The sequence below is a fragment of the Cardiobacterium sp. genome, from assembly GCF_057314735.1.
On the sequence record NZ_DBHKZK010000070.1, the window covers coordinates 37,164 to 44,243 of the forward strand.

At 60.4% G+C, this 7,080-nt stretch carries 7 protein-coding genes and 1 tRNA gene; 5 read left to right on the forward strand and 3 right to left on the reverse strand.

Annotated features, from left to right (window positions below):
• The first annotated feature begins 327 nt into the window (after positions 1 to 327).
• The 5 genes from pcnB (at position 328) to ACO54Z_RS10620 (ending at position 3,413) form a co-directional block, all read left to right on the forward strand.
• Entirely contained in the window at positions 328 to 1,620 is a 1,293-nt protein-coding gene (gene pcnB / locus ACO54Z_RS10600; protein WP_485996983.1) for a polynucleotide adenylyltransferase PcnB, read from the forward strand.
• Between the two features lie 117 nt (positions 1,621 to 1,737).
• Positions 1,738 to 2,259 carry a 2-amino-4-hydroxy-6-hydroxymethyldihydropteridine diphosphokinase gene (folK, locus tag ACO54Z_RS10605; RefSeq protein WP_485996984.1) on the forward strand — a complete coding sequence of 174 codons (522 nt, stop codon included), beginning with the start codon at positions 1,738 to 1,740 and terminating at the stop codon, positions 2,257 to 2,259.
• Positions 2,249 to 2,473, forward strand: coding sequence for a hypothetical protein (locus ACO54Z_RS10610; RefSeq protein WP_298080917.1), 225 nt, complete (start codon positions 2,249 to 2,251; stop codon positions 2,471 to 2,473). Before folK ends, ACO54Z_RS10610 begins: the two co-directional genes overlap by 11 nt.
• A 603-nt stretch (positions 2,474 to 3,076) precedes the next feature.
• The gene (gene csrA / locus ACO54Z_RS10615) at positions 3,077 to 3,268 is read left to right on the forward strand and encodes a carbon storage regulator CsrA (protein ID WP_004141086.1); all 192 of its coding nucleotides are present in this window, start codon (positions 3,077 to 3,079) and stop codon (positions 3,266 to 3,268) included.
• A gap of 52 nt (positions 3,269 to 3,320) precedes the next feature.
• Positions 3,321 to 3,413, forward strand: a tRNA-Ser gene (locus ACO54Z_RS10620).
• A 223-nt stretch (positions 3,414 to 3,636) separates the two neighbouring features.
• On the opposite strand, the gene ACO54Z_RS10625 is transcribed toward ACO54Z_RS10620, so the two are convergent.
• From ACO54Z_RS10625 to ACO54Z_RS10635, 3 genes are all read right to left on the reverse strand, one after another.
• Positions 3,637 to 5,112 carry an SLC13 family permease gene (locus ACO54Z_RS10625; RefSeq protein ID WP_485996985.1) on the reverse strand — a complete coding sequence of 492 codons (1,476 nt, stop codon included), beginning with the start codon at positions 5,110 to 5,112 and terminating at the stop codon, positions 3,637 to 3,639.
• 30 nt (positions 5,113 to 5,142) lie between these two features.
• Positions 5,143 to 6,546 (reverse strand): threonine/serine exporter family protein, encoded by a 1,404-nt coding sequence (locus ACO54Z_RS10630; protein ID WP_485996986.1) that lies wholly within the window; start codon positions 6,544 to 6,546, stop codon positions 5,143 to 5,145.
• 120 nt (positions 6,547 to 6,666) lie between these two features.
• The gene (locus tag ACO54Z_RS10635) at positions 6,667 to 7,002 is read right to left on the reverse strand and encodes a transferrin-binding protein-like solute binding protein (RefSeq protein ID WP_485996987.1); all 336 of its coding nucleotides are present in this window, start codon (positions 7,000 to 7,002) and stop codon (positions 6,667 to 6,669) included.
• Between the last annotated feature and the right edge of the window lie 78 nt (positions 7,003 to 7,080).

Consider the following 7,080-nt stretch of genomic DNA (forward strand, 5'->3'; position numbering starts at 1 on the left):
GAAAGTTTCAGACAAGGCGCGTCGCCGAAGACAGTACGCATTTGTACGGCGAGGCGACGCAACACCGTATGAGGCTTTCGGTGGATGGCTATATCGCCGCTGCCGCCGCCCTTCACAAAAGGTTTGCCGCCCCCGCCCCCGGCTGGATTTAGCATTGTGTAACACGATACAATGCGCGCCCGCCACGCGCCTGCGACAGGGAACCCGTCGCCATTCCGCATCCCGTGGCAACCACATTCCACTCGCACACCCAGACCGGAAAGCAAGCGCCTTTCCCGCAGAATACTACCGCCCCGCCCGTACGGGGCTTTGACAAGGAATTTCCTGATGACCCTAGCCGCAACAACACCCGTCGTTCGCGAGCACCCGATTGATCCGCAACAAATCGACCCGCGCGCCCTGAAAATCCTGCGCCAACTGGACGAAGCCGGATTTGAGGCCTACCTCGTCGGCGGCTGCATCCGCGACCTGCTCCTCGGCAAACAGCCCAAAGACTTCGACATCGCGACAAGCGCCCGTCCCGAACAAGTCGCCGGTATCTTCCGCAACTGCCGCCTCATCGGCCGCCGTTTCCGCCTCGCGCACATCCACTTTGGCCGCGACATCATCGAAGTCGCCACCTTCCGCGCCCCGCCCGAACGCGAAGCGCGCACCGACAGCTACGGCTCCGTCCTCGAAGACAACCACTACGGCACCCTCGAAGACGACGTCATCCGCCGCGACTTCACCATCAACGCGCTCTACTACGACAGCAAAAACGACCAGCTGCGCGACTACGTCGGTGCGCTGGATGACATCGAACGCCGCATCATCCGCATCATCGGCGACCCGGTCGCGCGCTACACCGAAGACCCGGTGCGGATGCTGCGCGCCGCCCGCTTCGCCGCCAAACTGGGGATGCCGCTCGAAGCCGCGACCGAAGCCGCCATTGCCGACTGCCGCGACAACCTGCGCGCCGTCCCTGCCGCCCGCCTCTTTGACGAAACCCAAAAACTGTTCATGAGCGGTTACGGCGAAACCTGCTTCGACGTCCTGCAACAACACGGCCTCTTCGCCGCACTCTTCCCCGACGCCGAACAAACCTACCACCACGACAACGCCGCCTACGCCCAATACGCGCAAAACATGGTGCGCATCGCACTCGCCAACACCGACGCACGCATCCACGCCGACAAACCCGTCACCATCGCCTTCCTGCTGGCCGCCATCCTCTGGCCGGTGTACCAGCTCCAGTACCGCGGCCTGCTCAAAGAGCGCGACAACTGGCACAGCGCCATGCACGAAGCCATCGACCTCGTCCACATCGCTGCCAGCGAGCGCGTCTCCATCCCGGTGCGCCTGCGCGGCATGATCCGCGAAATCTGGGCGCTGCAAGCCCGCCTCGAACAGGCCGCGCGCGGCAACATCCGCAAAATGCACAGCGTCCTCGCCCATCCGCGCTTCCGCGCCGCCTACGACTTCCTCCTCGTGCGCCAGGGGGCGGGCGAAGACCTCACCGACCTCGTCGCACTTTGGACCGCGCTGCAACAAGAGCCCGACAGCCCTGAGCCCGACGACGACGAACCCACCACCACCCCGCGCAAACGCCGCAACCGCAGCAGCCGTCGCAAAAAAACCTGACCGGACAGCGGACAGCCCGGACATTTCCCCTCCCCCGTGGGGAGGGTTAGAGTGGGAACAGCAGACAAACCGCGTAGCGACCGTATCCAAAAGAATGACCAATCGCCCCTAACAACCATGCACACCATCTGGATCGCCTACGGCAGCAACCAGCAAAATCCCATCGCCCAACTTAACCGCGCCCGCCGCACCCTCGCCGCGCAGCTCACCGAAACCGGCGCCTCCCGCCTCTACCGTACCCCACCCTGGGGCTGCGACACCGCCCAACCCGACTACCTGAACGCCGTCGTCCGCTACCGCACCGCCCTTGAACCGCTGCCGCTGCTCGACCTGCTGCAAACCATTGAACACCAACAAGGCCGCGAACGCCCCTACAAAAACGCGCCGCGCACCCTCGACCTCGACCTGCTCCGCTACGACGACCTGCACCTTGACCACCCGCGCCTCACCCTGCCGCATCCCGGCATCCGCGAACGCGCCTTCGTCCTGCGCCCGCTGGCCGACCTTGACCCCGAACTCCCGCTCGGCGAACACACCGTGCGCGAATACCTCGCCCGCTGCGATAGCACCGGCATCGAGCCCGTCACCCATCCCGACTGGCACCCCACCCCCAACCCCGGAGACAACCATGCACCCTGAAGACGACTACGACGACGAAAACTACGACCGCGAAGCCGAGCTCGAACGCGAGTGGCAACAAATGGAAGACGAAGAAAACGCCGAAGACTACGAAGAAGACTGGGACAACCTCGAACGCAGCAGCGAAGACGGCTGGTACTACGACGACGAAGGCGACGAACGCGACAACCTCGACGACTACGGCTACGACGACGAATACCGCGACGACGACTGAAACCGGTGCAAACAGGCGGCCAACGGCGTCGAACAGCGACAAAAACGGCGCTGTTAGTGGCCTGTTACAAACTTCACACCCCTAAAAAGCACTCGCGAAGCAAAAAATATCGCCCATAAATTTCACAAGCCTGCGCAAACAGAAACAAAACAACCCGTTGAAACCACATTAAAAATTCATAACATACGGATAAAACACCAAATCCGTTTGGAAGAAAAAAATTTTTTGCTTACAATAGCCGCGCCTCAAAAACAGGTTGACACACATCAAAACCACAACAAAACAAATGTGGATAAATGTGAAAAAATGAGGAAAACGGCTTGTCAAAAATTTCCGTTGCAAAAACAAGAAATTGCGACAGAAGCCCCCAGGAAGAACAAGACCCGTGCCGCTGACCGCGGCATCGCAAGCCGAAACCGGTCCCCCTGAGGCAAGGAACCGGAAAAACCTCGAAGGTACAAGCGCACCACGCCGAATGCAGGCGGTCACACATTACAAAACGGCGCGCTTGGTATGAAAACAACAGCATCTTGGGCGCTTGCCGTACAAATGTATGATTTTCATGCGCAGACAGAGAATTATGAAAAATCCAGGAGCATTGTTATGTTGATACTTACCCGCAGGGTAGGAGAAACCATCATTATTGATGACGACATCGAAGTGACAGTATTGGCGGTCAAGGGAAACCAGGTGCGATTGGGCATCAAGGCGCCCGACCACATCGCTGTCCACCGCGAAGAAATCTACCAGCGACTGATGGGAGACAACCCCGGAAACCACTCCGGCAACGAGTAAAGCCCACGCTTTACAGCACGATGGAAATCCGTATAATGCGCGACTTCCTTAAGGAGAGATGGCCGAGAGGCTGAAGGCGCTCCCCTGCTAAGGGAGTATAGGGTTTATAGCCCTATCGGGGGTTCGAATCCCCCTCTCTCCGCCACCATCCAAAAAACCACCTTGTTCAAGGTGGTTTTTTTTCGTCCCAATCATGCCCGCGTAAAATCACAAGGACGCGGTATAGCATCCTCACAAGCCCTGTACTGTCTTCGACGGCGCGCCTTATACAGAATTTCGCGTGTATCGCTATACAATTGGCGCGATGCTTTTTGTGCGTAGCAGCCATAAAAAACCCCGCTGCGGCGGGGTTTTTCGCCGCAGAAAAATTAGCCCATCACGCGGCTGATGGTCAGCACCCAAAAGATGATGAGTGCCGGGCCGAGCAGGCCAACGCTGATGCCGCCCAGGCGGAATTCGGACTGTTTGAGCAGGCCGGTGCTGTAGGCGATGGCGTTCGGCGGGGTGGAGACCGGCAGGAACAGCGCGCAGGAGGCGGAGAAGCCGATAATCAGCGGCAGGATGGCCGGGTTGTGGTCGCCGATGAGCGCCGTCACCGAGAGCGCGACCGGGATGAGGATGGCGGTGGCGGCGGTGTTGCTCATGAAGTTCGACAGCGTCACGGTAATCAGCGCGAAAAGGATGATCAGCGTGTGGTAGTCGATTTGGACGTGTTTGAGTTTTTCGACGTAGTATTCGGCGAGGTGCTGCTCTTCGATGGCAAGGCCGAGGGCGAGGCCGCCTGCGACCAGCATCAGTGTGTCCCACGGCAGGGCGCGCACGTCTTTGCCGGTGAGGATGCCGGTGAGTGTCAGTCCGGCGATGGGGATGCCGGAGACGGCGGCGGTCGGGATGCCAAACAGCGGCTTGCCCACCATCCAGAAGAACAGGGTGAGGACGAGGATGGCCATCATGATTTGTTCTTGCAGCGGATTGACCGCAGGCGTGCCATCCTGCGGCGCGGTGAGGAAGCTGGTGTCAAGCGGGTCTTTGCCGATTTTGTAGGCACTGACGAGGATGCGCCAGAAGACGAGGGTGAGGATGATGGCGAGCGGCATACCGACAATCATCCAGTCGATGAAGCCGATGTTGATGCCGCGTTGTGCCAGCGCGCCGACGGTGATGGCGTTGGGCGGCGAGCCGATGACGGTGCCCATGCCGCCGATGGAGGCCGCCGCCGGGATGCCGAGCAGGAGCGCGCGGGCGAAGTTGCTTTTGCTGTTGGTGTAGAGCGGCGCGGCGGTGGCGATCATCATCGCGGTGGTGGCGGTGTTGCTCATCAGCATCGAGATGCAGGCGGTGGTGAGCATCAGGCCGAGGAGGATGTAGCGCGCTTGCTGGCCAAAATAAGGCAGGAGTTTTTGCAGCAGTTTGTAGTCAAGGCGGGTTTTTTGCATCCCTTCGGCGAGGAAGAAGCCGCCGAGGAAGAGGATGATGATGCCGTCCGACCAGGTTTTGACGTATTTGCCGACGTCGATGCCGTCCGCGTTGCCAAGCGCATAGACGAGGAAGCCGACGATGAAGATGCCGACCGCGAACGGCGGCGCGGCTTCGGTAATCCACAGCTGGATGGCGAAGAAGAGGAGGAACAGGGTGCAGTATTGCGCGTAGCTGAAGCCTTCGCCCGCGACCAGCACGGCGAGGATGACGGAGATGATGAACGCCGCGATGGCCTGTTTGCTTTTCTTGCGGCTTTCCGGGGAGAGTTCGCGCCAGGTGGCGGCGATATATGCCTGCGCGGCGCGGGCGGCCTTTTTGCTGCATTCGCGCCAGCGTGGGGTGTGGTCGGGTTGGGTCTCTTGCATGATTGCCTCACTTTGTCGTTAGGGAAAAAATCACACTACCGGCTTCTGCCGGTAGAACAGCAGCCCCGGCAGGGCGAGGCCGAAGACCAGCGCCGACAGCAGGAAGCCGGTTTGCACGAACTGATCGACCATCACCGCGAAGCGTTCCGGCGAATAGCCTTCCTTTTCAATCAGCACCAGCGACAGCATCGCCTTGTACGCGGGAATGCCGGGGAACATCGGGATGACGGCGGCGACGGTAAACACCTTCGGGTGCGCGCGGTGATAGCGCTGCGCCAGCCAGACGCCAAGCGTACCGATGAGGGCGGCACCAAAAAAGGTGGCGAAGACCGGCGTTATTCCGGCGAGTTTCAGCACCGTCGCCGTGCCGTGGCCGAGTGCGCCGAGGGCGGCGCAGAACTTGAGCGCGCGCGGCGGCACATTGAACAAGAGCGCGAAGCCAACCGCCGGAATGGCGGCGAAAAACCCGTCATTGAGGAGCAGCCACACCAGCGCCAAAGCGTCCGGCGGTGGTGCGGACGGTGCTGCCGCCGCATTCGTCCACGAATCAATCCCCAGCACGGCGAGCGCCATGACAATGCCGAGCGACGAGCCGAGCGTCAGCACCGTCGCCAGCGCCCAGCGGCCAATGCCCATGTTCATGAAGCCCTTGAGCACATCGGAGAGCGAATTGATCAGCGGAAAACCGGGGACGAGCATCAACACGGCCGACGCCATCGCAATATGGGCGTCATTGCCCATCTGGACGCGCAAGCCCAGCCCGGCGACCAGGCTGGTGACGAACGCGGTCGCCATAAACACCAGCATCGCATTGAAATGCAGCCCGCCGAGCCATTGCCGCACCCGCATCCCGCAGACACTGGCGGCAAAAGTGAGCGTGCACACCGCCCAACTGCCGCCGGAAAGGCGGGCAAAACAGGCGCAGGAAACGGCGACCAGCAGCAATACCAGCCACGGATGATAAACCCGCGTCTGCTGTTGCACCCGCTCCAGCGCCTCATGCACGCCGACGCGGTCGAGCCTGCCTTCCTCGGCGGCGAGCATGATGCGCTGCACCCCGCTCACCACCGTCATATTGACACCGCGATCAACATTGCGCCGCGCGGTGGTGATGCAATAGCCGTCAAACACCGTGGTCAGCACGATGGAATTGGCCGTCAGCGTACATTCCACCCGCGAGGCACCGAGGGCATAACCGAGCCGGGTCGAAACCCCGACCACCAGATTGCTCTCCGCGCCGTATTGCAGGAGGAGCAGCGCCGAGAGTACGCAGAGCCGCGTCACCTCATGCTGCGCCGCTTCGTCCAGATGCACCGCCAGCGGCGGCGTTTCGCTTGTCATATTCGGACTCCATGAAAAGATGACGGCAATTTTACCGCGTCCGCGCCCGCCCGGCAGACGGAAACGCCCGGTGGCGGCGTTTACATACATCATCCCCGCTATCCTGTATGTATAGCTGTCCACCGAAAGCCTCATACGGCGTTGCGCCAGATTTCCGCCCGCAATAAAAATGGCCTCGCAAGAGGCCATTTTGTAGCGGAATACCGGTCTGCGTCAGCGCTGTGAGCCGCCAAACGCGCCCTGGAAGTTTTCCGTCGGGTTGGCGTAATGACCGGCGATGTCTTTGGCATTGTCGCCATAGAATGCGCCATTGACGGTGGTGTCATTCGTCTTGCCCGTGAATTTGTTGCCGTCAATGGTGGCATCGAGCGAGCGCGGCACGAATGGGCTGTCGTCATTCGGCTTGCTGAAATCCAGCTTCAGTTTCTTGTCGGCAAAATTGGCGTGCGCAAAGAGGATGCCATTCGTGTATTCATGATTGGCATGATTGACGTGCACCACATCGCCGACATATTCCGCCGTGCCTTGCGTCGGCATATGGGCGGTCAAATGCCCCTGATGGAAGACAATATTAGACTTCCTTCCAAACTATAACCTGCATGGCAACCCGACAAAATTCCAAACCTG

Coding starts and splice junctions, on each gene's coding strand:
- pcnB (WP_485996983.1), top strand. CDS start 328: ATGACCCTAGCCGCAACAACACCCGTCGTTCGCGAGCACCCGATTGAT.
- folK (WP_485996984.1), top strand. CDS start 1,738: ATGCACACCATCTGGATCGCCTACGGCAGCAACCAGCAAAATCCCATC.
- ACO54Z_RS10610 (WP_298080917.1), top strand. CDS start 2,249: ATGCACCCTGAAGACGACTACGACGACGAAAACTACGACCGCGAAGCC.
- csrA (WP_004141086.1), top strand. CDS start 3,077: ATGTTGATACTTACCCGCAGGGTAGGAGAAACCATCATTATTGATGAC.
- ACO54Z_RS10625 (WP_485996985.1), bottom strand. CDS start 5,112: ATGCAAGAGACCCAACCCGACCACACCCCACGCTGGCGCGAATGCAGC.
- ACO54Z_RS10630 (WP_485996986.1), bottom strand. CDS start 6,546: ATGATGTATGTAAACGCCGCCACCGGGCGTTTCCGTCTGCCGGGCGGG.